The sequence below is a fragment of the Stenotrophomonas sp. HMWF003 genome (assembly GCF_003061285.1).
GTDB classification, from domain to species: Bacteria; Pseudomonadota; Gammaproteobacteria; order Xanthomonadales; family Xanthomonadaceae; genus Stenotrophomonas; species Stenotrophomonas maltophilia_AP.
In genome coordinates this window covers 1-2,653 of the sequence record NZ_QAIW01000267.1, presented here as the reverse complement: position 1 = coordinate 2,653, position 2,653 = coordinate 1, and the positions used below count along the sequence as shown (strand labels likewise).

The following is a 2,653-nucleotide window of genomic DNA, read 5'->3' as shown; positions in this document are numbered from 1 at the left end:
GACCTGATGCCCAGCGACATCCTGGGCACCGAGCTGCTGGAGGAAGACCACGGCACCGGCCACCGCCACTTCCGGTTTCAGAAGGGCCCCATCTTCACCCACCTGCTGCTGGCCGACGAGCTCAACCGCACCCCGCCCAAGACCCAGGCCGCGCTGCTGGAAGCCATGCAGGAACGCACGGTCAGCTATGCCGGCACCACCTACACCCTGCCTGCCCCGTTCTTCGTGCTGGCCACGCAGAATCCGATCGAGCAGGCCGGTACCTATCCGCTCCCCGAGGCCCAGCTGGACCGCTTCCTGCTTCACGTGCGCGTGGATTACCCCACCGAACAAGAGGAACGCGACATCCTGCTGCAGACCACCGGCAGCGCGACGGGCAGCGTGCCCAAGGTGATGGACGCCGAGGACGTGCTGGCCCTGCAGGCCGCCGTGCGCCAGGTGCATGTCAGCGATGACGTGCTCACCTGGATCACCCGGCTGGTGCGCGCCAGCCGTCCGGGCACCGCCGCCCCGGAGGCGATCAACCAGTGGATCAAGTGGGGCGCCGGCCCGCGTGCCGGGCAGTCGCTGGTGCTGGCGGCCAAGGCGCGCGCATTGCTGCAGGGGCGCTTCGCCGCTACCCGTGAGGACGTGCAGGCGCTGGTGGCGCCGGTGATGCGCCATCGCCTGCTGCTGTCCTTCGCCGCCGAGGCCGAGCAGAAGAGTGCCGACGATGTGATCGCCGCGCTGCTGCAGGCCGTGCCGTTCCCCGCCTGAGCACGCCGTGACGCTGCACGCCCCCATTGCCATTCCCGCCGACGTGCGCAGCCGCCTGAAGGCGCTGCGCCTGGTGCCGCGGCGCGCGCGCGGTGCGCACGGCATTGGCCAGCATGCCAGCCGCAGCCGCGGTGCCGGGCTGGAGTTCGCGCAGTACCGCGCCTACGAGCCGGGTGACGAACTGCGCCAGATCGACTGGAAGCTGTACGCCCGCTCGGACCGCTTTTTCGTGCGCGAATCCGAGCGTGAGAGCCCGATCACCAGCTGGGTACTGGTGGATGCCAGCGCCTCGGCCGCCCAGTACGACCGCGCCCGCCCGGACTGGTCGCGCCTGGACCACGCCTGCGCCACCGCGGCCTGCCTGGTCGAACTGGCGCTGCAGCAGGGCGACCGCTTCGGCGTGATCGCCGTCAATGGCGAGGGCGTGCACCTGGTACCGGCCGGCAGCGGCCCGCGCCAGCGCGACCGTGTGCACCTGCTGCTGCGCCAGCTGCGCGCGCACGGCGGCTGGCCGTCCATGGACATGCTGCGCCCGGTATGGGAGCGCGTGCAGCCAGGCGACCTGCTGGTGGCCCTTGGCGATGGCTTCGACGCGGCCGGCACCGTGCTGCTGGAACGTCTGGCGGCCGCGCGCCGCGAGGTGCTGCAGGTGCAGCTGCTGAGCGCCGACGAGCGCGACTTTCCGTTCACCGACGGCCATCGCTTCCGCGATCCGGAAACCGGCGAGGAACTGCTGGGCGACGGGCGTGCCATCCGTGCCGATTACCTGGTCCGCTTCGCCCAGGCCCAGCGCGAACTGCAGGCACGCCTGCACGCCAGCGGCATCGTCCATGCGGTGGGCTACCTGGACCAACCGCTGGATGCACCGCTGCGCCCGCTGTTCGGCGCGGGCGGCGGCGCATGAGCCTGGCGCTGCTGTTCCCGCTGGGCCTGCTGGCGCTGGCCGCGTGGCTGGTGCCGCTGCTGGTCCACCTGGCGCGTCGCCATCAGTACGCACCGCTGGATTTTGCCGCCCTGCGCTGGCTGCGCGCCAAGGTGCGGCCGCGCCAACGCGTGCGTTTCGACGAGTGGCCGCTGCTGCTGGTGCGCCTGGCCCTGCTGGCGGCCCTGGCGCTGCTGCTGGCGCGTCCGGTACTGCAGGGCAGCGCTGCCGATACGCATCCGGTGATTGTCGTGGCCCCCGGACTCGACGTCGCCGCACAGCAGGCACGGCAGCCGAACGCGGACTGGCGCTGGCTGGCACCGGGCTTCCCACCGCTGGAACAGCCAGCCCCCACTGGCGCGCAACCGCTGGCCAGCCTGCTGCGCGAGCTGGATCAGCAGCTGCCTGCCGGCACCCCCTTGACCGTTTACGTACCCGACCCGATGCCGGGCGCGGACGCCGAACGCCCGCGGCTGTCGCGCAACGTGCAGTGGCAGCCGCTGGCGGTGGCGCCACCGACCGCAGCCCGGCCCCCGACGAGCGCGCCGCGCCTGCACCTGGGCGTCGATGCCGATGCACAGGCGCAGCGCGTGTTCAGTGCGGTGCAGCGCGCCTGGAGCGCAACGCCGCTCGCACCGGCCACCGCAGCGGTACCCGGCACCGGCGACATCGGCGTGTGGCCGTCCACCGCCCCGCTGCCGCCGGCCTGGCAGGCCTGGCTGGAGCGCGGTGGCACGCTGCTGGGCACGCTGTCGGTGCCGCACGACGCGACCGGTGCGGTGGTGCTGCGCGACGCACAGGGCGACCCAGTCCTCAGCGAGTACCGGGTCGGCAGCGGGCGTCTGCTGCGCTTCCACGCAGCGGTATCGCCCGCGGCGTCGCCCGGCCTGCGCGACCCGGACTTCCCCCGGCAGCTGCTGCACCTGGTGCGCCCCGTTGCCCCGCCGCAGTGGGTTGCCGCCAGCGCTGCTGCAG

Annotated in this window: 3 protein-coding genes; all 3 read left to right on the top strand. The window is 72.8% G+C overall.

Going from position 1 to position 2,653, the window contains the following annotated elements; translation table 11 throughout:
• Positions 1-756: MoxR family ATPase (locus tag DBR34_RS11140; RefSeq protein ID WP_146186823.1), on the top strand; the 756-nt coding region annotated here is incomplete at its 5' end.
• Positions 757-763: 7 nt separating this feature from the next.
• A complete protein-coding gene (locus DBR34_RS11135; RefSeq protein WP_128096844.1) occupies positions 764-1,660 on the top strand; it encodes a DUF58 domain-containing protein in 897 nt (298 codons plus the stop codon).
• On the top strand, positions 1,657-2,653 hold a 997-nt coding region (locus DBR34_RS11130; RefSeq protein WP_128096843.1), incomplete at its 3' end, for a BatA domain-containing protein. The genes DBR34_RS11135 and DBR34_RS11130, both read left to right, overlap by 4 nt.